Below are 23,304 nucleotides of genomic sequence, written 5' to 3'. Positions count from 1 at the left end.
AATGCTAATTCCCCGAACTAATTTTTTGACCTATTTTCCTTTCTACTGCGTTAAGCTTTTTCGCCGTAGCTACGGCTATGCCTGTAAACCTTGCCTTGTAAAAAGAAAAATATTTTCAAAAACTTTAATTCGTTTTATTAACACTCTTCACACTAGAATGATCTCTCGATGATAGGTAAAGAGATTTAAAATCATTATGACCTATAAATTTATTATAGGATTTCTTTGTGTGTATTTTATTGTTTTGTAGATTCGTAAGATGATTTTTAAAAGGTGCACAATACATGCTGTATTGGCGTGTATTGTGCACCTTTTTACTCTGAGATAAGAAAAATAAGTGCACCAGTGCACAAATTAATAGTTAGCGGTAAATTAGCGATGAACAATTTCATATATAAAATATTGGTTCTTTCTCTTTTTACAAGCTGCCAAGCTGATGAAAAGAATCAAATTTTAATTGAATCATTTAAAATACAAGGCGATAGTGTTTTAAATCTGAGTAATTGTTCTAAGTTAATCGATTTAAATGATTTAAAAATTTACGATTTTGACAATCAGTTAAGAGAACCTACAGAACCAATCAAAAAATATGAACTTGAGAATGAGGGATTAATAAAATCAAAGAAATTTAAAAATACTTATGAACTCACTGATAATAATTTTAAATCCTACTTTAAACAAATTGAACGCTTTAATTTAGGAAAATCAAAAAATGAATTAAGCAATTTCCTAATTAGCAATAATTTTACTTATGAGGATTCAATAATTAAAAACACAATAGAATTCCAATTTTTTTCAAATCATAGATATATAGAAGTAAAAAATACAGATACATTAGGTTTATTAACAGCAAATCATAATTGGGAATTACAAAATGTCCTAGGTGAACTGTTTTTTATATTTGATATCACGTTGTTTTGGCCACCTTTTCAGGTAATTGGTTTTAATGAACAAGAACTTAAATTGAAAGCATATGGGAAGAATGATTATTACATAAAGCTTACCAAATCTCATACAACATATTTAAACAATAGTGATTTATTAATTGGCAACTGGGATTTAATTGAGCTAGTTGATTCTTGTAATTATATACTTCCTCCTTCCCCGCCTGGGAAAAAAAGATTAAAAGAAAAACTGGAATTTAAACAAGACACATTAATTAAATCAGTAGGAAAAAGCCAAAATATTGAATTATGGAAAATTGATAGGTCAGGGCAAATTATTTATAATCCAGAAAAATGGCCAACAAACAGTGATGATTATATTAAGATTATTGAACTTAATGAGGAGTCTTTGATAATAGAAAAATATCGGAGATTAGATAAAAATGTAAAACTTAGATATAAAAAATCTACCGCTAACAGCGGCTATGAATCATGGCAAGGTAACTAGGTAATCGATCTGCATTTTGCCGCTCAAACTTAGCAGTAATTGACAAGGAAGTGACACGCAGCTTGCCACGCTTTATAGCCGCAAACGTTGGCGTTCATTCAAGGAGCGAAATGCGAATAATAACATGAATTTGTTATCTTTGATTTTTTATCAAGGATTATTATGACAGAGAAAGAGTTAATTGCAAAAATTGTAGAGTATTTTGAAACGAAAATATTCAAAAATCATATTGAAGCTTCATTAAAGAATAATGCTAAATTAAAATCATACAACATCAACCCGATTGTTGTAAAGTATTTATCGAAAGTACTTGAAGGAGATTACACAGCTAAAGGAGTTGCTAAAGCTTTATATTACCCAAGAGTATTAGGAACCTCAATAAATACTTCATTTGGAACACGCATACAGAATATGTTTGTTGAACTTGGATTGGCACAAGGTTCTTTGATTAAGGGAATGGATATTGAGTTTACTGATAAAATTGATAATCGACAAAAATGGTGTCAATTGAAATCTGGTCCAAATACAATAAACTCTGAAGACGTAAATCCATTGATAAAGAAATTTACAACAGTTACTAATTTGGCACGAACTAATTCAATGAATCTGAATAACTCAGATTTGATTTTAGGTGTTCTGTATGGAGAAGAAAACCAATTAAGTCAGCATTATAAAAGAATAGACCAGCAATTTCCTGTGATAATTGGTAAAGAATTTTGGCATAGACTAACTGGGTTTCCAAATTTCTACGATGGATTAGTAGATGAATTGCACAAGAGTATTCTTACCATTGACACAAAAGATTTAATAAATCAGGGATGTGTTGATTTAGAGGAGGAAATTAAGAATTCTCCCCTTTTTGATTTTTAATTGTGTAATATTTATTAAGAAAACCAACAATTGAATATCCTAATTCTCTACCTAAATTTACAGGAACAGCATTTCCAATTTGTTTGTACTGCTGAGCAATTGAACCATCAAATTTCCATTCGTCAGGAAATGTTTGAATTCTAGCATATTCACGGACTGTAAACGGACGAGTTTCATCGGGATGACAACGTTCAGTTTGCTTTTGTGCTGGACTACAAGTTAAAGTTAGACTTGGCTCATCCCAACCGATTCGGCGAGCCATTCCAGTTTTTCCGCCACCTAGATAAAAACTACCGCCCATATATTCTTTTTGAATATCTAACGGTAAGTCGCGCCAATAACCTTTAGGAGGAACTAAATCAAGGACATCTTTCTTTGATTGAGGATATTTTGCTCCATCTGATTTTGGAACATTTTTATCGAATAATTCCCCTTTTTTAAGGGCATCTGACAGATTGTATATTCTTTTATGAGGCTTTGGATATTCATATTTTATATCAATATCTTTTCGAATACCTACTAGGATTAAACGTTCTCTTTTTTGTGGAACTTTATAGTTAATAGCTTTTAAAACTTGAACAGGAACAACATTATAGCCGATTTCGTCAAGAATTGAAATCATGCCTTGTAATGTTTTGCCTTTTTCGTGGCTCAGTAGACCACGGACATTTTCACCGATACAGATTGCAGGAGATACTTCTTGAACAACACGAGCAAATTCATAAAATAAAGTACCTCGTGCATCTTTGAGACCTAGCTTTTTTCCTGCATAACTAAAAGCTTGACAAGGAAAACCGCCAGTAACAACATCAACTTGGTTTTTATATTTCGAGAAGTCAAAATCCTTAATATCTCCTTCGAGAACATTCCAATGAGGTCGGTTTTTTCTTAAAGTATTACAAGCCCATTTATCTATTTCATTTAAAGCAATACATTTTAGACCTGATTTTTCAAGTCCAACAGCAAGTCCACCAGCACCTGCAAAAAGTTCAAGGACTGAATAGTTATGATTAGGCTTCACATAGTTAGAAACCTCTTCCTCTTTTATATCATCAAATAGATTTCCTAATAACGCATGGACATCAGTTTTTTTGTAAACACGATAATTCGAAACAGGTTCACGAACAGCATTAAGAATACCTTCGTTATCCCACCTTCTAAGGGTTTCTTTACATTTTCCGACTAATTCTGCTGTTTCTGAAAGAGATAAATATTCGCTCATAACCACCTTATTAAACCTTATACAATGGTTACAAATATATAACGAAATGATTAACAAAGAAAGGAAAAAGAACGAACCGCCAACAATGTATATAAAACATTTGGCAGAAAGTGCTATATTTGAAGCTATTACAAGTAAAAATATTTTTAGGTATTTTGAAAGATAGTGCAATAAACGCCAAACGTTTCATATACGAGACGTTATGGGCAAGGTGAAAAATGACGACACAGAAAGTAAATAACGTTAAACAAACAATTGGATTTTTCTCAATGACCATAGCTTGGACATTGATGAACATTCTCAATTCAATTTACCTTGTCTCGGAAGATGGAAAAGCAGACGACAGTGGAGTAATTATTTTTTGGTCAGGACTTTTCATAACAATTGCTTGGGCTGTTTTCATTATTTGGCCAATAAGTCGACTTGACCATTCAAAAAAACTATTTAAACCACAAATATTTATACCAGTATCTACAGTTTATGGAGCATTGACATATTCAATAATTGTAGGTGGAATTTTTAGAAGCTTTGAATTAGTGACAATGTTTTTGCTACAAGCAATTCTAGTCGGATTTTTCTTCGGACTAGCCTATTCACTTTTGATAAGGAACCAAAATCTAATCGAATTGCTTAATCGAAGACCATTAACAAAAACAATATTCATTCTATCACCAGCAATAATTCTAGGTTTTTTCCTTTGGCTTTTACCTCTTCTTGCCCCAAGCTTGGTTTATCGTTTTATGACTGATGAAATCAGGCAGGAAATTGTGGCTAAGACAATTCCGAAATACAAGGTTGGAGACGAAATTGAGCCATTGAAAAGAGCTTTGCCAGGATATTTAGACCACATTGAGAATGGTTCAGGTAATATGTCCGCCTCAATGGAGAACTTTGCTTTCGTAATTCAAGTGAACTGCGGAAAAATCATACGACTTGAATACGGAAAAAGCCAATTCGATATTGACGGAACTATTTATGGAAAACTCCAAGAAGAAAACCCATGCCCATAATCGAGTAGGCAGCCGCTAGGCCATTAGCCTAGCGGAGAACCTCTCACACCACTGTACGTACGGGTCTCGTATACAGCGGTTCGTTAAGTTGTGGGGAAATTTTCTTGTAAATGTCAAGCATTGATTCGTAGCCTCGCTTCTTCAATCGGTCAAGAGTTATTGTAGTTCCAAGTATTGGACTTTGAGCAATTGCCCAACCTCCCATTCGAGAACGAGACCATGCATAGGCTTGACCCTGTTCTACTCCTAAACGAATCAGGTTTTTCCTTTTTCGTTCAAGCTTTTTCCAATGATGCCAGATACAATATCTGAGCCTGTTACGAATCCATCCATCAACATCTTGAAGTTTAACCAGCATACTAGCCATTCGGAAGTTGTTTACCCAACCTCTTTGAACCTCAGCAAGTTTTTGAATACGTTCTTCAAAACTCATAGGAGTCGTTTTTCGGGTGATGGTTTTTAGCTTTTGTGCCTGTTGCACAACTCTTGATAACTTGTTAATAAAACTAACAATAATAACTTTACTTAGCAATGATAATAGCTTAACTTGTAAATAAAAATGCAAGGAAAGAAACTTTACCAAGAGAAGTTATTTTCCAGCTTTCAACTCTCCGGAAGAGTTCCTGAAAATAATTTCTATCGAAGATTAAGATCCGTTTTAGATTTATCCTTTTTATACAAAAAGACTCAAGCTTACTACGGGAAATGTGGACAGAAGAGCATTGATCCTGTTGTTTTTTATAAACTCTGTTTAGTTGGGTATTTAGAAAATATCATAAGTGACAGACAGTTAATTGAACACTGCTCCATGCGATTGGATATCCTATTTTTCTTAGGATTTGATATCGATGAGCAATTGCCATGGCACAGTACTTTAAGCAGAACAAGACAACTGTTTCCCGAAAAGATATTTGAAGAGGTTTTTACTCATATTTTAAGCATGTGTGTAGACAAGGGAATGGTTGCAGGTCATACTCAGGCCATGGATTCAGCACCAATAAAAGCCAATGCCAGCATGGATAGTTTGGAACTGAAAGTTCCTGAAGAACAGCTGGAGGCTTATCTTCAAAAAGCTCGCTACCAGAGTAGAGAAGACAGGAAGCCTAAAAAGAATAAGGCTTCTCGCAATCAGCAAATCATTACAGCCGATAAAAGAGAATTGCAGGAAATAAAATCCCGCAATCGTAATTGGCAAAAGAATCAGGATCAACGTCCGGGAGCTGCCAACAAAGGAGCCAAGTATACCAGTAACAAAACCCATTACAGCCCAACCGATCCCGATGCAAGAATCAGCGTAAAACCTGGCAAAGCCAGAAAGCTGAATTATCTAAATAATATCAGTGTTGATACTGCCAATCATGTGATCACCGATGTAAAAGCCTACCATGCTGATAAAAAAGACAATCAATACTTGCAGGATGCCACAAAGCGTTTAAAGCGAAGACTTAAAAATCAAGGTTTGTTGTGGACAACCCTTCTTGCCGATGCCGGTTACAGTAGCGGAGAAAACTATGCTTTTCTGGAAAAGGAAAACATTATCAGCTACATACCTCCACACGGAACTTACAAGGGCGGTCCCGAAGGATTTACTTTCTGTAAAGAGGAAAACTACTGGATTTGTCCCATGGGAAAGAAAGTTACTTTTCGAAAAACAAAAATGGTAACCAACTCTCTTCAGAATCATTATCTGACCAAACGAAGCGATTGCAAAAACTGTCCTATCAAGAAGAAATGCCTGGGCAAAAGTCACGAAAAACGCATCGCAATAACTGTGTATGTAGAACAGTATAAACGCAACAACAAAAGGGTGAAGAGCAAGTTCGGCAGATACATGAAAGGCAAACGGCAATCTACAGTCGAGCCTGTATTCGGAACCTTAACACAATTTATGGGACTTCGAAAAATCAACACTATAGGAATTGCCCAGGCCAATAAGGTAATGCACATGTCTGCAACAGCCTATAACCTTAAAAAACTAATGAAATTTATGAATAAAACAGCTGAAACAATGACAAATCAGGCCATTGTTCTGTTTCATTCCCTGAAGAAGTGTATTGGCTTAATTAGAGTTAATTTAAGCACTTAATAATTTAAAGCACAAGCAAAAAACACAGAAAAAACAAAGCCTTAAAAGCTTGCAAATCCGCATACTTTTATGGCTTTTATCTTATTTTTTAGAAATATTACTTGGTTGTGCAACGGTTACTTTTGCTTTAAGTTTTTCCAACTCTTTTTGGAAACTACCAATTGATATTTGCCTCGTTCCCCTTTCTTGTAGGTTGGTACAAAGCCAAACCCTAAAAGGGTGAAGTGAACTGGTCGGCGAATTCCACTCTTTTCCCTGTTGATTTTTAATTTTAGCTTGTCTCTTAAAAACTTGTAAATCGAATTCCCAACTTGTCGGGCTTGCGATTTTGTTTTAAAATAAATGCTAAAATCATCCGCATAGCGTACAAAGCGTAAGTTCTGGCGTTCCAGTTCTCTGTCCAGTTCATGCAACATGATATTGGACAAAAGAGGACTTAGTGGACTACCTTGTGGTACTCCTTTTCTTCGTTTGACCAGTTTGCCTTCAATTAAAATCGGGGCTCGCAGCCATTTACGAATCAGGCGCATTGTTTCTCTGCATTTTATCTTTCGATAAAGTAACTGCAATAGGTAGCAGTGATCCACTTCATCAAAGAAAGTTTGCAGGTCGATATCTACAATATGCTGAAAGCCATCGTTAATATATCCCTGTGCTTTCATGACTGCCTGATGCAGACTTCGCTTTGGTCGAAATCCAAAACTATTGTCTGAGAATTCAAACTCGAATTTTGCCGTGATTATCTGCAATACCGCTTGCTGAAGCAAACGATCGGTTACGGTCGGAATACCCAATAAGCGCATCTTTCCGTTCCCTTTTGGAATCTCCACACCTAAAATTGCATGGGGCAAATACTTTCCTGTACGAACCTTTTCAGTCAGCTCATCCCGATTAATCGACATGAGGTCTGTAAGTTTGGTTACAGGCATATGATCAACACCTGCAGAACCGTGGTTCTTTTGAACCCCGTACATGGCTCGTAATAAGTTCTTGCCTGTTAGTATTTGCTCAATCATTTTAATTACTTTTTCCCTGTTCCGCTTAATGCAAGGCTAGAATCATAAGAAAGCTTCCTTGCAACATTTGGAACAACTTAACGTTCAACCCTTCACTATTTTGTGAGACCTCCATGGTTTCTATTCATGGCTCGTTACCAATAGCTAATATGGTATCTGCTGACTTCTCAGTACAACTAACCCGTAGTTCCTGAGATATCCCCTGGTAAGAGCACTTTCCTTCCTCCAATTCCTGCCTGATCTACTACTTTGGTGTTTCTCTAAAAAAGAGTTAGGACGTCGACATGATGTGCTGCCTTATCCAACCTCATAGCCTCATATCAGGTTCCTGTTCGTCAGTACCGGATTTTGTAGTCTCGCTTCCTTCAGTGCATACCTCACGGTAAACCACCTTGCGACTTACTAATGCTTCCGAGAGTCACCTCGGCACATAAGGGACTTGCACCCTCTGGAAAATTAACATACTTATTGTTAGCTCGTTTGATCAAATATTTGCATATTTAAACTTTTTCAAGAGCTTACAAATAAGTGTGCTCTTGCTCATGCAGGGCACACACACGCGGTCATAAAACATTGCGCAGATAGTGCAAAATTTGAACAACATAACATTTAATAAACGGCTTAGCGGTTTGATAGGTACGAGCTTCGAAATGCGCAACGTTTCATACCGCCAACCGTTATAGGCAAGCGAATACGCACTAGAATTGGAAAATATGATATTATACAAGTATCTATCAGATGAAAGAATCATTAATGTATTCGAAGATGGTTTACTTAGGTTCACTCCACCAGAGTTTTTTAATGACCCTTTCGAATCATTGCCGAATGTTATGGGAGCTTTTTCTAAGGAACTTGTAGATACTTTATTTATGAGTGTGTTAAATGATTCGACCTATAAATGGTTAACTGAAAATGTTTCGGAAGACTCTAAAGCGTCAATTGAAAGACTTAAGAAGATTTTTAGTAATGGAGACAAGTCAATAAAAGAAATGTATGAAGCATTTCGTGGAACAAAAGTAAATGACTTTTCTAAATTCATGAAATCTCACTGGAATAAGCAATTAGGAATTTTGAGTTTGTCTGAAGAAAATGATAATCTGACAATGTGGTCTCATTATGCCAATGACCATAAGGGATTTTTAATAGGTTTTGACTCTAACTCTTTTATAACCCAAAGTGACCAAATATTAAATAAACCGAAGAAAGTAAGGTATACTAATAACAGGCCGCAAATCAATTTATTCGAACTTGAAGAAAGTCGCAAAGAACGTACACATAAATGGTCTGAATCTTTTTTATATACTAAAAGTAAAGATTGGGCTTATGAAAATGAATGGAGACAAGTCAATAAACTTGAGAAATCGGATACGGTAAAACCTCTTACTCCAAAGGAAGATTTACATCTGTTTAAGATTAATATGGAAGCAATTGACAGTATTGTTTTAGGTTGTAGGACAAGTCCAGAAAATGAAGAAAAGATAAAGGAATACTGTGAGAATATGTCAATTGATTTATTTAAAATGAAGACAAGTAAAACATGTTATTCACTTGAAAGAATTAAAATATAAAAACGCCAGCCTATAACACGCTAGTATAAAGCATATGGCGTTCGTGGCATTCTGGAAGTGTGGTTTGGAAATTAAACACCGCCAAATCTTTGATTTGGCTTTAGAAATGAAAGATAAGAACAAATAAAAGATTTGGCTCAGTGGAGTTTGGAAGGTTTGGTTCGTTAAATCGCCATACGCTTCATCTAGCCAACGTTGGGGTTAATTAAAAAAAAGACGAACGAACATATGAAAAAAGTAACGAGCAGAATCTTTATATGGATAATTCTGGGAATGTCAACACTTGGATTGTTTGACGTATTAATTTTTGAATACAGCATTAATGAGTTCAGTAAATATTTAAGTATTCTTACTTCATTTATCGGATTGATAGGTGTTGCACTTTATTTTAAGAAAATAGATTTTTTTAGGTATCTTATTCTAACTTGGATTTTAGTTCAATTCGTTGAATTTTCCGAATATTTAATAAATGCCGAAGGCGTTAAATATTGGAAATCCATTTATAAAGCAAAGCAATTTTTTGAACTTCAAATTGGACAATCTTTTGACATTAATAATGCAGGTCATAAATTGGAGTTAAATTTAGTGCCATTTTTATATTTAGTTTTTTATCAAACTCTTAGACTGAGTTCTTATAGAGGAAAACAATTTGAAGCGATTCGATTTCGAGAAAATAATGAATTTGAATCAATCGCATTTGCTGGAAAAATTATTGAACAATTCACTTTGGAGAATGAAAAAAAATCTTTTTTAATTAAACTCAATTCTCAGCTGACGGATAAGGAGAATGACTCATTTGATTATTGTGTCATTTCTGACTCAAAAAGTAAACATTTCGGACTTGATAAAGATTTAAACTTGAATCTCTACTTGATTTCAAATGAGAAAGTTACTAAGAACCTAAAAATTAAAATAGTTGATTTGCAATATATCGACTGGATTGAAGGTAGAATAACTAACCCCAATCGAGTAGATGGCCAGTGAGCTAACAGCCCACTGGTACACCTCTCACACCACCGTACGTACGGGTCTCTTATACGGCGGTTCGTTAGGTATCAGTGTCATCGCTCTTTACACCAACAACACCTTTGCCCGATTTTAGAATAAGGCTAGACTCAAATAAATGAGAGCTTCCTTATTGAATTTAAGACAACCTAACGTTCAGCCCTTCGCTACATTGTGAGACCTCCACAGTTTCTATTTGTGGCTCATTTCCCGTAACTACTATGGCTTCTGCTGACTTCTTGCCATAACCAACTCGTGGTTGACAAGATCTCCCCCGGTAAGAGCATTTTCCTTCCTCCAATTCCTGCCTGATCTACTACTTTGGTGTTTCTCTAAAAAAGAGTTAGGACGTCGACATGATGTGCTGCCTTATCCAAGCTCATAGCCTCATATCAGGTTCCTGTTCGTCAGTACCGGATTTTGTAGTCTCGCTTCCTTCAGTGCATACCTCACGGTAAACCACCTTGCGACTTACTAATGCTTCCGAGAGTCACCTCGGCACATAAGGGACTTGCATCCTCTGGAAAATTAACATACTTATTGTTAGCTCGTTTGATCAAATATTTGCATATTTAAACTTTTTCAAGAGCTTACAGATAAGTGTGCTCTTGCTCATGCAGGGCACACACAAAGTATATAAAACATTTGGCAGATAGTGCTAATTTTAAGGCTGTTACATTTATTAAAAATTGTAGCGGTTTGACAGGTTTGCTCTCCGAAATGCCAAACGTTTCATATACGTAGCCGTTGGGTGCAATTTGGCGTTACAGGAACGAATGATAGTATGACCAATAAAACTAACCAATAAGATGACAAAAACACTTCCTAATGACTTGATTAGCCTAGTTGAAAATGAATATCATAATATTGCAGGTATTGTTGTTCAAGATGATAAAGAAACAATATATGAGAGTTATTTTCAAGGATATGATGTTAAGGACAAGATTCATATAGCTTCAGTCACAAAAAGCATCATATCTATACTAATCGGTATAGCCATAGATAAAGGACTGATTTTAGGAGTAGAGCAGTTTGTATTAGATTTTTACCCAGATTATAAAACAAAGAGAGGTGAAAAGACAATTCAGAAGATTACTATTTGGCATTTATTGACAATGACTGCTCCATATAAATACAAATATGAACCATACACAAAAGTATATTCGAGTGATAACTGGACTAAGTCGGTTTTGGATTTATTGGGAGGTAAAACTTTAAGCGGTGATTTTAAATACACAACGATTGGATTACAGGTGTTATCAGGTGTAATTGAGAAAGCATCAGGGAAAACTGTAATTGATTTTGCAACTGAATATCTGTTTGAGCCACTTGATATTAATCCCCCAAAAAATATAAAGATAGATAGTAGGGATGAGCACACTTCATTTCTAAAAGATAAATTTGTAAGTGGTTGGGTAATCGACCCCAAAGGAACAAATACGGCAGGTTGGGGACTGACATTAACGACCAAAGACTTGGCAAAAGTTGGACAATTATACCTGAATAAAGGTAAATGGGATAACATACAGATAATATCTCAAGAGTGGATTGAGAAAAGTACCATGGTTCACAGCAAATGGGGTGATTTGACCTATGGCTATTTATGGTGGATAATGAATGATTTGGATAGCAATTGTTTTGCGGCAATAGGTGATGGAGGAAATATAATCTATGTGGATTCAACAAGAAAAATTGTAGTTTCTATTACTTCACGATTTTTACCAAGAGCCAAAGACAGGATTGAATTTATAAGAAAACATATAATACCTTTAATTGAAAAATAAGGACAATAAAAACTGCACACAATCGAGTAGATGGCCAGAGAGCTAACAGCCCACTGGTACACCTCTCACACCACCGTACGTACGGGTCTCGTATACGGCGGTTCGTTAGGTATCAGTGTCATCGCTCTTTACACCAACAACAACCTTTGCCCGATTTTAGAATAAGGCTAGACTCAAATAAATGAGAGCTTCCTTATTGAATTTAAGACAACCTAAGGTTCAGCCCTTCGCTACTTTGTGAGACCTCCACAGTTTCTATTTGTGGCTCATTTCCCCTAACTACTATGGCTTCTGCTGACTTCTTGCCATAACCAACTCGTGGTTGACAAGATCTCCCCTGGTAAGAGCATTTTCCTTCCTCCAATTCCTGCCTGATCTACTACTTTGGTGTTTCTCTAAAAAAGAGTTAGGACGTCGACATGATGTGCTGCCTTATCCAAGCTCATAGCCTCATATCAGGTTCCTGTTCGTCAGTACCAGATTTTGTAGTCTCGCTTCCTTCAGTGCATACCTCACGGTAAACCACCTTGCGACTTACTAATGCTTCCGAGAGTCACCTCGGCACATAAGGGACTTGCACCCTCTGGAAAATTAACATACTTATTGTTAGCTCGTTTGATCAAATATTTGCATATTTAAACTTTTTCAAGAGCTTACAGATAAGTGTACTCTTGCTCATGCAGGGCACACACAATGGGTATAGTTCATTGGCGGGATAGTGGTGCGAGCATTGGTTTTTCAATACTTCTTATCTTGCAAACTGATAAATTTGAGCTTTGAAAACGCCAACGAAACCATACCCGGAACGTTAGGCAACATTTGATATGAGACTTTACACAAATTGTCATAATTGTAATAAGGAGATTAGATTTTCACGTTGGGAGTCTGATAGAGGTGAATTATCAAAATCAATAGGTAATAAAATCGAACTTACTTGTAGAATATGTGGACATAAAGACTTTTATCACTTAAATAGAATAAATGCAACTGAAAGTAAGATTACACAAATCATCGGACTGACAATATTCCTTGCTGGAACTCCTTTGGTGTTAATATGGATTTGGGACTATCTTTTTCAATTCACTTACATCTATATGATTGCAGGATTGGTAGGAATAATTATTGTCCCATTTATGGTTTATTCCGTAGTTGAAAGTGAACAAAGAAAGAAAGTAAGACAATTTAATAACTACAAAATCAGTGAATAGAAAAATAATAGACAAGCATTTAATTACTGGGCTGATAATAATTCTAATCAATGCTTACTGGATTTGGGACAATTTATATTTACTGTACCAGTATAATTATTCAGGATTACTTTGGATGTTTATGTATCGAGAATGGACACTGATTCTAAATTCAGTTCTTGGACTTTTGGGAATATTTATAGGAATAAGATTAATCCTTCATAAACTGACCTTAATAAAAGGAATTGTATCAAGTATACTTTTGATAATTCTTGGAGAATTGATAAAATCTGGGATAATTATTTAGGAAAGGAAAAACGTTGCCTAACAAAAGTAACCGTTGCACAATTAAGTAATATTTGTAAGAAACAAGATTAAGGCCTTAAAGGTAATTGAATTCAGAAGCTTTTAAGGCTTTGTTTTTTCTGTGTGTTTTGTTTGTGCTTTAAATTATTAAGTGCTTAAATCGACTAACTACATTCCCCATCATACTTATAAATACTGGCGTTTTAGTTAACTCATATTAGGGGAAATGTAAGTCAATCAATAGTCTCAGTTACTCAATAGGGTAAAAATCTTACTAACTAAGGTAAAACGTTAGCAGGAGTATGATTTGAGTAAGAATCAGCGGGTTTATTCATAATATTTCCGGCAAAAGATCTGTGAAACAATTAAATGATGTATATCTTTTCGCATTATACTCTCCGAAAAAAATAAGGAAAGGTCAGAAACCGGAAGAAAAAGATATCCGGGTTTCTGACCTGTCTTGCCAGTAATCTAGTATTCCACTGTTTTATTCGAAAGCAATAATATCCGATGGAATACCGGCCACAGTTGTTATGGGAGTTTTAGAACAATCACCTGTTTGTGGGTCGTAAGTGTAATATCCTGAGCCTGGTTCTGCTACCAATCCAAAAACTATTTTTCCGTTATATTCGGTTATTCCAAATGCACCCATGCTGGTAGAAAGTGGTAAGTCTATTTTTTCAATGGTCTTATCCCATAAATTAATTTTAACAGCCTGAAAATTTTTGTCGCTTAAATAATCTGGAGGATAACTGGATTTTGAAGGCAACATTAATGTTGAATAAGCAATTCCATTACCTGCATAGTAAAACGATAAACCATATGTTGCCGATTCGTTAAGTCCACTTACTTTAGTCTCCGAAGGTTTAAAATAGTAATCGGTATCCCATTGGGTTTCATTATTTTTTATTCGTAGAAATCCATCTTTTAGTGGATTCATTCCATCTATTCCTTGGCTGTAAAAGTAAATGTCATTTTTTTCATCAACAATTGCATCAGAATGGCGAAATAAACCTACAACACAGGTTCGATCATCTTTAATTACTTTTTCGAGAGTATTTGAGGTTAGATCGATTACCGCCACTTCAGCTCCAGTTCCCGGAACAGAGGTATGAACCGTTTGCAGCTGATTTAAAGCTACGAACATTTTACCCTTGCGAATAACATTACAGCCGGGATCGGGGTTATTGTCTACAGCAGCGGTTTCTTTTAGATCTATTTCCCCCTTTTTTTGCAAGGTTTCAGGATCGAAAATAGCCATTTTGCCTCGTCCGTTTAAAGAAGCATAAGCAGTATTTTTGTCCAGAAAAGTTATTTCGCCTGGACGCGCACCTTGTTCAAAGCTTAAAGAACCAGACTGGGTAATTTTACCCTCGTTATTGCGAATAAGCTTGTGAATAATATCACCTTTTGTTCCTTCGGGAAGTAAGATGGTATTTCCATGAACAAATGGATAAATGCCAAATGGATATTCATAAGCATCACTGTTATCTATTGAAGGTTTCGACATGTCGCTGAATGTGCCAGCATATGCACTTAAATCAACAGAATTGATAAAAAAGAAGTTCCGTGTATCCTCTTGTGGAACACTGTTATTATCATCCTTGTCACATGCAACAAACAGTAATACTAAGCATGCAGAAATGGTAAAAAATTTGATTTTCATATTTGTTAATTTTAATTATTGATAATCACGTGATTTTAAAAAAGTGTATCGTAGCTTCACATGAAATGATCTGCCTGGCAAGGGGGTTTGGTATAGATTCCACTCTTCTGAATTGTGTATATTGTGGCATTCGGCTGATATTGTAAATCGTTTTTTTAACTCGGCTGATACACCGATATCGTTAATAAAACAGGAGGGTATGGTTCGTGATTGGTTTGAGCTTAATTTCCATGAATAATAATACTTCTCAGTAAAACGTCCATCCCAAAATAGTTTTATAAACCAGTTTTCATTAAACAATTCACCGTTATGGTATTCAAGCCCGAAATTGGAAAAAAGGTAAGGCATGTTTGGCATTCGAAGACCATATTTAGGATTGGGTGAATTACTTATTGGGTCATACTTAAGAATATTCCTTGCATCCTGATATGTAATATTTGCGTAGGTGTAAAAGTGTTTATTAATATCAAGTTTTAATTCGGCCTCAACTCCTTTAATTTCAACCTGCTCGATATTGGCATAGCCAGCTACCCTATATTGTTCTACAAAGGCAATCATATCTTTGATGTTCATATAAAACAAGCCAGTTTCAAATTGTAAACGTTTTGTGCAGAGTACACCACTTTTATCAGTTAAAAGTCCAAAATTCACATTATGGCTTTGTTCGGGTTTTAGATTAGCTGCTGGAATTATTAATACTCCATCTCCAAACAATTCGTTGGTTGCAGGCAGACGAATTGCCCGCTGGTACGATGCTTTTAAGTGAAAATCAGGTATAAATTGCCACTTTATAGCCTCTACAAATCCAATATTGTTGGACGTGTTTTGCTTTACTGTAGAGGTGTTTTGCTGTACATGAGAGCCCAACTCTTCAACTTTAGTATTGATGTAAAAATGTTTGGCCGAAAGCATATTAATGATTTTTTTCGAAGCAAATTTTGCTTCCCAGGTTAAGCTTGAAATGAGACTAGTTAATTTGTTAGGATATCCACTGATGGCGTAATTGGCATATTGATTTGCCAATTCGTCTTGTGGATTGCGTTTGGAATAGGAAAAAGCACTGTTTAGGTTGATAGAATGATTTCTAGATGCCAAAAAGTCAAGATTTATACGGCTATTAAGGCTTACTCCTTTATCATTTGAATTGTGGGGTACATCACCAGTTTCACCATAAATGCTTTGACTTAACCATCTATTGCCTTCAAAATCGTAGCGATATGCAGATGTATCAATAAAATTATTACACGTATGACCAAAATTATTATGCATTGTGAAGTTGAGCTTTCTGCTAATAAAACCCTCTTTTTCAAACTTGTTTTCTATCGAGTACATTTGTTGTTTGGTGTGTGCATGTTGAATATTATCAGTTACACCCTGCATTTGGCTGAACCGATTATAATATCCAAGCTCAAGAGAAATTTGATCGAACCAAAGTTTTGTGAATTTAACCACCCCCTTTAACATATATGATTCAAATTTGGCATGATCTTGTTCAACTTTTAGATGCTCTCGTTTTGGTACATGAAAATCGTAGTTGTTGAGCGAGTAATTATAAAACCCACCACCACCTATAAGCATTCCCTTTTCAGGTAAGTTTTTACGAAACATGTTGCTTACTTTATGAGTATTGAACGATCCTATTTCATAAGAGAGGTCAAAATAATCTGTATCAAACTCTTTGGTTACGATATTTATAGCACCTCCAAGGCCATCAACTCCAAATCGTGCAGGAATAATACTTTTGTACACCTCAATACGATCAATAGTATTTATAGGTATATCATCAATGCTGAACATTCCGTCGAACATATCAATGGGTGTACCATTAACCAATACTTTCACGCGGTTTCCTTCCAAACCGTGTATCATGATACGTGAACTACTACCAAGCCCTCCTGTTTGTCTTATTTTTATACCAGTATTCCGGTTCAAGAACGATTCTATGGTAACGGCTCTGCCTTGAAGTTCTTTTGCTCCTATTACCGAAACTGCCTCTGGTGATTCTCGTATAAGCTGTTCCTTGGATTTGGCAATGACAGTTATTTCATCAATTGATTTAGCTTGAGGGGGGAGTTTTATATCTATGAATGTTGAAGATGAAACATCAACTGTTTGACTTACGTTTTGGAAGCCCATAAAACCAGCAGTTACAATAACTTTTTTTCGACTACCAATATCAAGTTTTGCTATTCCCAAAGAATTTGTTATATCGCCACCTATAATTTTATTTGGCATTGAGCATTCGGTCCAACTAACAGTTGCAAACTCTAGAATTTTGCCGGTTTCTGATTCTGTAACTCTTACTGTTATTATATTAGCTGTGGTTATTGAAATTTGAATCAACATTAAAAAAGCACAGCAAAAGATACGTGAAATATATTTATTGAATATAACGAATCTGTTTACTATTGGAAATATCATTTTTACACCATTTATATTTTGCAACAAAAATATATCCAAGTGTAAAAGGAGTGATACCCCTAAAAGGGATTTGAATACTCAAGAAAAGTATTTGTGGTAAGATGGAAAAGTTCTATAAACAAGCTAATGATTCGAGATAGGCTCCGGGATTGATTTGATAACACTTGTTAAAAGCTTTTGCGAAATGGCTTACATTCGAATAACCCAATTTATAAGCAACATCGCTAACCGAATAGCTTTGAGTGGATAACATATCTTTTGCCATTCTCATTTTTTCTCTTAATGCGTATTGAGTAATACTTTTTCCAAATACCAGTTTAAATGATTTTTGCAGTTTTGAGGAACTCATTGCGACTTTGGAGGCTAGAGTTTCTATTAGGGGTACATCTGTAATATTATCAAGAATTAATTGCCTAATTTCAAATAATTTCTTTACATCATAGGATGTAATATTACTTTTTGCATTTAGTTTTTCCCTGTTGTTTAGCTGTTTAGTAAACTGAGTAAAAAGTTGAATGGTGCTACTGTAAATGCTAAGCTTACAAAGTTGATTAGATTCTATTTCATTTTCAATTTTTTCAATTGTTCTTAAAAGAGTTGGTGTAATACTTTCAAATACATAGAAGGAATCTTTGTTGTTGATGAGTTGAGATATATAAGCGCCAGAGTCTTGTATTTGACTTAAAAGCCACTCCTTCTTAAAAGCCAAGGTTAAATTTGTAATTGATTCGTTTGCGGGGATAACCCATTTGGATTCAATATCAGGAGATGGCATAAAAATACCATTGGGCTTGTGCATTCCAACTTGGTATTGTTTATTATCAACAACCTGCTTTGCATCCGCCAAATAGAACACAACGGGTATGTAAGGTCTGTTGGGCATACCTATGCGTTGGAATTCAATTGCTTCATTTAACGAAATTTTCAGATAGGAAACGGTTAACCATTCGCAAGGATAATATTGTCTAAATTCTCCTTTTCCCAGGTGCTTAGGTATTTCTAAACAATTATTATGTATGCTTTTAGAAAATTCTTTTGCAATACATTTCAGCCAATCATCAGGGTGCTCTATGGCAGGATACTTTATTGTTTGCATGTAGTGAAAATAGAGATGTACAATGTTAATTAAAAATAAGAAGTTACATCAAGAATATTATAAGTATTAATAAAATCAGGTATTTTATTGTTGAATTTACACCATAAGCTTATTTGGGGCAAAGAACAAGGTATTAATTTCGACTCCTGAACTCTCTTGGATACATGCCAAACTTGCGCTTAAAAGCATTGGAAAAATATGCTGGTTCATCGTAACCACATTGATGAGCAATTTCAAAAATGGCAAAATTAGTATCAATTAAAAGTTTTCGGGCTAAATCCATTTTATACTCAAACAAGTATTGATGTATAGTTGTGTTATAAACTTCCTTAAAACCGTACTTTAACTTGCTCTCATTTATTCCAACATGTTTTGAAAGTTCGGGTATGGTTGGCGATTGTTTTAAGTCGGCAATTAACACACTTTTTGCTTCACGTTTTTTTTCAACTTCGTTAATGTTTTTTAATTGGGAACATTTAAAGATTTCCTGATAATAAGTATTTTGCTGTAATTGTAAAGCTAATATTTCCATTATTTTAGCCTCGGTATATACATCGCTTGCATTACCCAGAAGGTAGGCATTTTTAATTTGTGATAATATTTGAATCATTTCAGGTGTTGTTTGCCTGTTTTTTTCAATAAAGTCTGTTGTTTCGCCATTGGCAAATCTTTTACAGACATCACTAAAACATTTTGGGTATCTGTCTGATAAAGTTTCTAAATAGTGATTCTGAAAAACAACATTTATTGAGGAGAAATTACTGCTTTTTTAACGCAAATACAATTGTTTGATTCCTGCTCAGCTCCATAAAAAAAAGTTAGTTCCTGCTTTGCAGACATTACTGGCCTTGCCTATATTCATTCCCCATGATCCCTCCAAAATAAAATTCAAACCAAAAACGGTTTCAGAAATAGGAGTTCCTTTAATAAAAAGGTTGTCAGTGTATATTCCGTCCCATTCAGCCAATAAAAAATTACCTAAATAGCGATACCTGCTAGTCATACATGCCAATTTGTTTTTCATATGGTTCGATATTTGGTTGTTGAGGTTCTTATCAGACTTTAAGAGTACTTCGGCTTCAGCTCCTACATCATTGATGTTATCATTATGTATGCTGTAGGAATATTTCATCTGTTACTAATTTATTACATTTGTCTTCAAGATAATTCGTGTAAGGAAGTGGTAAAATTTAAGCAAACAATTTCCTGTGTGCCCAAATAAACTAATGGGATAATTGTTTTGATCCTGTTAGTTTCATCGTATGATTTAATTTCGCTTAACTAATTCCTTTCTGATTATCCTGATTTTATAAGTTTCTCTTCCGATTATGCAAGTTTTAAATGCCTTTGGGTATCTATTTTTGCCAAAGTAAAAATCTATGATTTAAACGCAGTTAAAACTAATGCACTTGCAACTTACATACAATCACTATTTGTAGGGATTTTGCAAAGATTAGTAGTCTAAGTGCATATTAGTTTTACCTGTATCAATTAGTCTTAGAGAATTTAATCAGGATCACTAGTGTGAAGAGTGTTAATAAAACGAATTAAAGTTTTTGAAAATATTTTTCTTTTTACAAGGCAAGGTTTACAGGCATAGCCGTAGCTACGACGAAAAAGCTTAACGCAGTAGAAAGGAAAATAGGTCAAAAAATTAGTTCGGGGAATTAGCATTCTTTACCCTAGTAAAGAGTAAAGTTAAACGTAGCTGGGCATTTTCAAACCTGGTGTCCATCATAAGGCAACAGCTGATGAATTATATCAACCTATACTTATTTCTCGAAAATCCAGAGAAGAGTTGGCTCTTAGTAATAAAAGAAGACAAGCACAAATACCAAAACTCGCTATTTCCCGATATTTAGGGGGCTTACTTTTGAAAAACAAAAATGCTGACATTGAACATAAGCGTTTTGAATATGAATAATTAATAATATTCCGGTTTACCGGGCAACAATGATTTTAAAAGATTTAGCTTAGGTGGGATTTTTCTTAATATTTGGGCTTAGGAGGGTATTTCATTTGATTAGTTAGGAGCAAGCAGGTAAGGGGGCTTGCTCCTTTTTTGCATATTGTAATGTGGGGCAGTAATTGAGACCATAAAATAATCAATTGAGATAGAGAAAATACCAAGTGGAATATCTATTTGATCAGTTATTGGCATAAAAAATCGAATTGAGATCGTACTTTTTTCAATGGGGATGGTAAAACAATAAATTGAGATTGTACTTTTTTCGATTGAGATAGAAAATGAACTCAGGGGATGCATTCCAAGGCCAATTATTGGGTGCTTTTTTCAAATTGAGCTCGAAATTTGAGCGAGGGGATAGGTAAAAAATGAAATTGAGATACTTCCCGACTTAAGGGGGGCTGAAAAATTCCCCAATGGCGAGTCAAATCTTTATCGGGGTCAGTATTTATAAAGGTTTTAGCTATGTGCAAAAACTTGTATGCATATGATCGAGAAATTTTCGGGTTTTATTAAAAACTTATTGCCTCATTTTAGAATCAAAGAATTCATCTTTCGTTTCATATGTATACCTGCCAAATGGGTATATTTTGGTAGAATAAGAAAGTTACGACTGTATGGTTCAGTGGCATTTAAAACTTAAATTATTTTTACATGAACAGAGCAAATTTTAAATAACAAAAAATAACAGGTGACGCCTTAATAGAAATGATACACCCTTTAGGCTTAAAACCAAATCAAGCAGGTAAAGCAAATTTATTGCCATTTTTGAGTCAAAATAGCTTGCAAAACGTTACAAATTATCAATAACAAATTCAGAAACTACACTTGATACATGACCTGCGGAATTTAGGATCCTTTCGTGTGGCTTTATAGATTAATTACTTAACCTGAACACCAACAGTAAAGAATTATGAGGAAATACATAGAAGAAATAGGAATTCTGGAAAGAATGAATTCGTGCGGCAGCGGAGGGGTAAAAGTCGTTGAGTATGCGGATAAATTCCTTTTTGGAGAGTCTCTTTTTTTATGCCCAGAAATTAAATACTTCTGGCACAATTTATGTTATGTATGTTTTATTGAAAAATCAAAAACTACATAAATATAAAACCATGAAAAGAAGTATCGTAATTCTGTTGGTCATGTTTATAGGCCTGAATCTTAGTGCGCAAAACCAAAAAAACTTTATCGACCAAAACTACATTGAAGTAAAAGGTGTAGCCGAATTGGAAGTTGTACCCAATGAGATATACGTAAATATCGTTTTGGATGAAAAGGATACCAAGAACAAAGAGAGCATAGAGCAACTGGAACAAAAAATGTTTGCGGCTTTGGAAAGAGCAGGAATTGATATAGAAAAACAACTTTCAGTTTCCGATTTCAGTAGTAATTTAAAATATCATTTTTTTAAAGGCTCCAATGTTCTAAAATCCAAGAAGTTTGAACTTTTAGTAAATGATTCTCATACCCTGGCTAAGGTATATATCGAATTAGAGAAGATTAGAATCTCTAATGTTAACATTTTAAGAGTTGATCATTCCGAGATTGAGAAGTATCGCAAACAGGTTAAAATAAATGCAATAAAGGCTGGAAAAGAAAAGGCGGAAGCATTGACCGAAGCCATTGGTGAGAAAATTGGTAAGGCAATTTACATTAATGAAAATTCATCCCATGTTAGAAATGATTACGCCAACACAGCTTTTAAAATTAGAGGTTCATCTTCATTGGCAAAAATGTATGTGCCAAAATTAGATTTCCAAAAAATTAAATTGGAATATTCGGTGCATTTGCGTTTTAAAATATTGTAAATGGACTTGTACTAAAATAGTAAACCATGGATTAGGCTTAAAGCAAGCAGGGAGTGGAGGACTCTGCGCGCCTTGTCTTCCATGGTTTTTTGTTTGTTTTAATATTTCTTCACTAAGCGATTTTTTTGTTCTTTTGTGAAGAATATTAATCATCAATATAATAATGACAAAGATTGTATCATATTTCTTAACCATTCTTTTCTATCTTTTATTCTTTTTACTACTAGTACTATTTCATCCAATTCAGGTAATCTGCTTTAAGATTTTTGGATACAAAGCACACAAGAATTCTGTTGATGTTCTTAATTTTTTCCTGATGCGCTTGGTTGGCATTCTTGGTATCAGAATTACCTACGAAAAAGATGTGGATTTACCTTCCGATCGTCCACTTGTTATTGTGTCGAATCATCAGGGGACTTATGATATTCCGCCTATTGTCTGGATTTTTAGAAAGTATCACCCAAAGTTTATCTCAAAAATGGAATTGGCTAAAAACATTCCAAGTGTTTCCTATAATTTACGACATAGTGGAGCTGCTTTAATCGATAGAAAAAACAGGTCGCAAGCTATTCCCGAAATCCATAAACTAGGAAAACTGATTGCTAAAAATAATTACGCTGCTTGCATATTTCCTGAAGGCACCAGAAGCAGAACTGGTAAGATGAGAAAGTTTAAATCAGGTGGAATTGAAACTTTGCTTGATGCTGCACCTAATGCTTTAATTGTTCCTTTTGCCGTTGATGGAAACTACAAAATTGAACGTAAAGGAATGTTTCCTTTGTGTATTGGTCAGAGGGTGAAATATAGCATTCTTGATCCTATTGAGCCAGATGGAAAATCAGCCATTGAAATTACTGATTTGGCAGAAAAGCAAATTCGTGAGAAGCTAAACCAATTGTGA

At 34.8% G+C, this 23,304-nt stretch carries 18 protein-coding genes; 10 read left to right on the top strand and 8 right to left on the bottom strand.

The features are described 5' to 3' along the window. The first annotated feature begins 345 nt into the window (after positions 1-345). Both ACO05S_RS01520 and ACO05S_RS01515 read left to right on the top strand, forming a co-directional pair. Positions 346-1,392 carry a hypothetical protein gene (locus ACO05S_RS01520; RefSeq protein WP_421919782.1) on the top strand — a complete coding sequence of 349 codons (1,047 nt, stop codon included), beginning with the start codon at positions 346-348 and terminating at the stop codon, positions 1,390-1,392. Between the two features lie 162 nt (positions 1,393-1,554). Then, complete coding sequence (locus ACO05S_RS01515; protein ID WP_421919781.1) at positions 1,555-2,262, top strand: PmeII family type II restriction endonuclease; 708 nt, start codon at positions 1,555-1,557, stop codon at positions 2,260-2,262. Here the strand turns inward: ACO05S_RS01515 and dcm are convergent. After that, complete coding sequence (gene dcm, locus ACO05S_RS01510) at positions 2,234-3,484, bottom strand: DNA (cytosine-5-)-methyltransferase (protein WP_421919780.1); 1,251 nt, start codon at positions 3,482-3,484, stop codon at positions 2,234-2,236. The two genes, ACO05S_RS01515 and dcm, sit on opposite strands and share 29 nt — an antisense overlap. A gap of 218 nt (positions 3,485-3,702) precedes the next feature. On the opposite strand from dcm, the gene ACO05S_RS01505 reads away from it, so the two are divergent. Further along, positions 3,703-4,494 carry a hypothetical protein gene (locus tag ACO05S_RS01505; protein ID WP_421919779.1) on the top strand — a complete coding sequence of 264 codons (792 nt, stop codon included), beginning with the start codon at positions 3,703-3,705 and terminating at the stop codon, positions 4,492-4,494. A 43-nt stretch (positions 4,495-4,537) separates the two neighbouring features. Here ACO05S_RS01505 and ACO05S_RS01500 read toward each other — a convergent pair whose 3' ends face one another. Next, complete coding sequence (locus ACO05S_RS01500; protein WP_421921268.1) at positions 4,538-4,975, bottom strand: group II intron maturase-specific domain-containing protein; 438 nt, start codon at positions 4,973-4,975, stop codon at positions 4,538-4,540. A 78-nt stretch (positions 4,976-5,053) separates the two neighbouring features. Between ACO05S_RS01500 and ACO05S_RS01495 the strand changes: the two genes are divergently transcribed. After that, the gene (locus ACO05S_RS01495; protein WP_421918671.1) at positions 5,054-6,580 is read left to right on the top strand and encodes an IS1182 family transposase; all 1,527 of its coding nucleotides are present in this window, start codon (positions 5,054-5,056) and stop codon (positions 6,578-6,580) included. A gap of 116 nt (positions 6,581-6,696) precedes the next feature. On the opposite strand, the gene ltrA is transcribed toward ACO05S_RS01495, so the two are convergent. After that, positions 6,697-7,596: a group II intron reverse transcriptase/maturase gene (gene ltrA, locus ACO05S_RS01490; protein WP_421919778.1), complete on the bottom strand. Its 900-nt coding sequence runs from the start codon at positions 7,594-7,596 to the stop codon at positions 6,697-6,699. A 713-nt stretch (positions 7,597-8,309) separates the two neighbouring features. Here ltrA and ACO05S_RS01485 point away from each other — a divergent pair. The 3 genes from ACO05S_RS01485 (at position 8,310) to ACO05S_RS01475 (ending at position 11,953) form a co-directional block, all read left to right on the top strand. Then, positions 8,310-9,164 carry a DUF2971 domain-containing protein gene (locus tag ACO05S_RS01485; protein ID WP_421919777.1) on the top strand — a complete coding sequence of 285 codons (855 nt, stop codon included), beginning with the start codon at positions 8,310-8,312 and terminating at the stop codon, positions 9,162-9,164. Between the two features lie 228 nt (positions 9,165-9,392). After that, a complete protein-coding gene (locus ACO05S_RS01480; protein ID WP_421919776.1) occupies positions 9,393-10,148 on the top strand; it encodes a hypothetical protein in 756 nt (251 codons plus the stop codon). An 830-nt stretch (positions 10,149-10,978) separates the two neighbouring features. Then, positions 10,979-11,953, top strand: a complete 975-nt coding sequence (locus ACO05S_RS01475; RefSeq protein WP_421919775.1) for a serine hydrolase domain-containing protein — start codon at positions 10,979-10,981, stop codon at positions 11,951-11,953. A gap of 1,980 nt (positions 11,954-13,933) precedes the next feature. On the opposite strand, the gene ACO05S_RS01470 is transcribed toward ACO05S_RS01475, so the two are convergent. From ACO05S_RS01470 to ACO05S_RS01450, 5 genes are all read right to left on the bottom strand, one after another. After that, a complete protein-coding gene (locus ACO05S_RS01470; RefSeq protein ID WP_421919774.1) occupies positions 13,934-15,112 on the bottom strand; it encodes a hypothetical protein in 1,179 nt (392 codons plus the stop codon). Between the two features lie 15 nt (positions 15,113-15,127). Beyond that, positions 15,128-17,347: a TonB-dependent receptor gene (locus tag ACO05S_RS01465; protein WP_421919773.1), complete on the bottom strand. Its 2,220-nt coding sequence runs from the start codon at positions 17,345-17,347 to the stop codon at positions 15,128-15,130. Between the two features lie 298 nt (positions 17,348-17,645). Further along, complete coding sequence (locus ACO05S_RS01460) at positions 17,646-18,629, bottom strand: helix-turn-helix transcriptional regulator (RefSeq protein ID WP_421919772.1); 984 nt, start codon at positions 18,627-18,629, stop codon at positions 17,646-17,648. Between the two features lie 133 nt (positions 18,630-18,762). Next, positions 18,763-19,239, bottom strand: coding sequence for a helix-turn-helix transcriptional regulator (locus tag ACO05S_RS01455; RefSeq protein WP_421919771.1), 477 nt, complete (start codon positions 19,237-19,239; stop codon positions 18,763-18,765). A 189-nt stretch (positions 19,240-19,428) separates the two neighbouring features. Beyond that, positions 19,429-19,761: a hypothetical protein gene (locus ACO05S_RS01450; protein ID WP_421919770.1), complete on the bottom strand. Its 333-nt coding sequence runs from the start codon at positions 19,759-19,761 to the stop codon at positions 19,429-19,431. Positions 19,762-21,508: 1,747 nt separating this feature from the next. Here ACO05S_RS01450 and ACO05S_RS01445 point away from each other — a divergent pair. The 3 genes from ACO05S_RS01445 to ACO05S_RS01435 all read left to right on the top strand — a co-directional run bounded on the left by ACO05S_RS01445 (position 21,509) and on the right by ACO05S_RS01435 (position 23,304). Continuing rightward, positions 21,509-21,697 carry a hypothetical protein gene (locus ACO05S_RS01445; RefSeq protein WP_421919769.1) on the top strand — a complete coding sequence of 63 codons (189 nt, stop codon included), beginning with the start codon at positions 21,509-21,511 and terminating at the stop codon, positions 21,695-21,697. 10 nt (positions 21,698-21,707) lie between these two features. Further along, positions 21,708-22,403 carry an SIMPL domain-containing protein gene (locus tag ACO05S_RS01440; protein WP_421919768.1) on the top strand — a complete coding sequence of 232 codons (696 nt, stop codon included), beginning with the start codon at positions 21,708-21,710 and terminating at the stop codon, positions 22,401-22,403. A 163-nt stretch (positions 22,404-22,566) separates the two neighbouring features. Then, positions 22,567-23,304: a lysophospholipid acyltransferase family protein gene (locus ACO05S_RS01435; RefSeq protein WP_421919767.1), complete on the top strand. Its 738-nt coding sequence runs from the start codon at positions 22,567-22,569 to the stop codon at positions 23,302-23,304.

The sequence above is a fragment of the Marinifilum sp. genome, assembly GCF_965230805.1.
Classification (GTDB): Bacteria; Bacteroidota; Bacteroidia; order Bacteroidales; family Marinifilaceae; genus Marinifilum.
Note: the sequence above shows the minus strand (reverse complement) of the source record. Positions and strands in the feature narration are given on the sequence as shown.

What these genes read in the sequence shown, in the direction of transcription:
- ACO05S_RS01480 (WP_421919776.1), top strand. Translation starts at nt 9,393, where the DNA reads ATGAAAAAAGTAACGAGCAGAATCTTTATATGGATAATTCTGGGAATG.
- ACO05S_RS01435 (WP_421919767.1), top strand. Translation starts at nt 22,567, where the DNA reads ATGACAAAGATTGTATCATATTTCTTAACCATTCTTTTCTATCTTTTA.
- ACO05S_RS01470 (WP_421919774.1), bottom strand. Translation starts at nt 15,112, where the DNA reads ATGAAAATCAAATTTTTTACCATTTCTGCATGCTTAGTATTACTGTTT.
- ACO05S_RS01485 (WP_421919777.1), top strand. Translation starts at nt 8,310, where the DNA reads ATGATATTATACAAGTATCTATCAGATGAAAGAATCATTAATGTATTC.
- dcm (WP_421919780.1), bottom strand. Translation starts at nt 3,484, where the DNA reads ATGAGCGAATATTTATCTCTTTCAGAAACAGCAGAATTAGTCGGAAAA.
- ACO05S_RS01515 (WP_421919781.1), top strand. Translation starts at nt 1,555, where the DNA reads ATGACAGAGAAAGAGTTAATTGCAAAAATTGTAGAGTATTTTGAAACG.
- ACO05S_RS01455 (WP_421919771.1), bottom strand. Translation starts at nt 19,239, where the DNA reads ATGATTCAAATATTATCACAAATTAAAAATGCCTACCTTCTGGGTAAT.
- ACO05S_RS01445 (WP_421919769.1), top strand. Translation starts at nt 21,509, where the DNA reads ATGAGGAAATACATAGAAGAAATAGGAATTCTGGAAAGAATGAATTCG.
- ACO05S_RS01460 (WP_421919772.1), bottom strand. Translation starts at nt 18,629, where the DNA reads ATGCAAACAATAAAGTATCCTGCCATAGAGCACCCTGATGATTGGCTG.
- ACO05S_RS01505 (WP_421919779.1), top strand. Translation starts at nt 3,703, where the DNA reads ATGACGACACAGAAAGTAAATAACGTTAAACAAACAATTGGATTTTTC.
- ACO05S_RS01495 (WP_421918671.1), top strand. Translation starts at nt 5,054, where the DNA reads ATGCAAGGAAAGAAACTTTACCAAGAGAAGTTATTTTCCAGCTTTCAA.
- ACO05S_RS01475 (WP_421919775.1), top strand. Translation starts at nt 10,979, where the DNA reads ATGACAAAAACACTTCCTAATGACTTGATTAGCCTAGTTGAAAATGAA.
- ACO05S_RS01450 (WP_421919770.1), bottom strand. Translation starts at nt 19,761, where the DNA reads ATGAAATATTCCTACAGCATACATAATGATAACATCAATGATGTAGGA.
- ltrA (WP_421919778.1), bottom strand. Translation starts at nt 7,596, where the DNA reads ATGATTGAGCAAATACTAACAGGCAAGAACTTATTACGAGCCATGTAC.
- ACO05S_RS01440 (WP_421919768.1), top strand. Translation starts at nt 21,708, where the DNA reads ATGAAAAGAAGTATCGTAATTCTGTTGGTCATGTTTATAGGCCTGAAT.
- ACO05S_RS01465 (WP_421919773.1), bottom strand. Translation starts at nt 17,347, where the DNA reads ATGCCAAATAAAATTATAGGTGGCGATATAACAAATTCTTTGGGAATA.